The sequence below is a fragment of the Streptomyces sp. NRRL F-2664 genome (genome assembly GCF_000719345.1).
Classification (GTDB): domain Bacteria; phylum Actinomycetota; class Actinomycetes; order Streptomycetales; family Streptomycetaceae; genus Streptomyces.
This window is the reverse complement of the sequence record NZ_JOFX01000241.1, coordinates 1-1,023: the sequence shown is the minus strand read 5'-3', so window position 1 is coordinate 1,023 and position 1,023 is coordinate 1. Positions and strand designations below refer to the sequence as shown.

The 1,023-nt window shown below is 67.4% G+C and carries 1 pseudogene; it reads right to left on the bottom strand.

The features are described from left to right. Positions 1–152: 152 nt before the first annotated feature. Positions 153–489 (bottom strand): annotated as a pseudogene (locus IF89_RS48845) (ISL3 family transposase); the annotation flags it as partial. Positions 490–1,023: the final 534 nt, after the last annotated feature.

Here is a 1,023-nt window from a genome sequence, read left to right as displayed (position 1 = left end):
TGATCGTCACCCGCCCAAGGCTCGTCCTCGGCCACTGTCGATGTCTCCCCGCCCGTTCGATCCGAGACAGTCAGTCCCGGCGCTTGCCAGTGATCCTCTTACCGAGAAACAGGGCAAAGGCTCTCTGATGCGGCACTAGCTCCTTCGCCCCCGGCCTTAACCTGCCTGTCCAGGCGGGTAGTGCGCCGCTGACAGCGCTCCAACACTCCTGGCCTGCTCGCGGAAAGTTCGCCGGCACCCGCGCGTGGGACAGACCAGACGTCGCACCCGCACGCGGAAGACCGCCCGCATACCGTCGACCTGCACATCGGCCATCGTCCGCCAGTGGTACCCGTGCACCTGCCCCCAACGGCACACTGCGCACGGGCAGGGCGAAGGCCCCATAGGAGCCTTCGCCCTCACCATGACCTGGGCCCTCATCGACTACATCCTCGATGACCAGCGGCGATATCCCGAAAACACCATCCGCACAAGCTCGTTGACATCCATTGGGCATAGAACAACGACCCCCGCCACTCAGCGTTGCCACCGGATGTGAGACAGAGCCATTTACTGCACATACGCAAGCAGACGAAGGCACGCGCAGCCGGTCGGCAGTGTAACCAACCGAAGCGCACGTTCACCCGTCCATCGCGGAGCGGGAAGCCAACCGCCCGGCCAACCCGCATACCAAGACGGCAACGACCGCTGCAGCGGTCTACCCCCGCCCGGTCAGGGCCGCCCGAGGGCACGGGGGCTGTTCGGAGGAGAGACGCCAGCCCCCGGGTCCTGTTCTCCTGGACGGAACTGCCCGCTCTGCCTGCCTCCCCGGGAATTCCTGTGCCTTCTTCCTCCTCGTCTTCTGCTGCTGTTCGCCGTGTCCGCCGGAATGGTGTGGCCGGCCTGCTGGCCCTGGCCGCTGCCGGCACCGTCGTCGGGGAGGGTGCGGGTGAGGCGTTCGCCGCTCCGGGTTCCCGCTCTGCTGCCGCCACGGCGGCTGCCGCGACGGCGGCGGTGCCGGTGTCGGGTGTGTTTGCGCCGGGT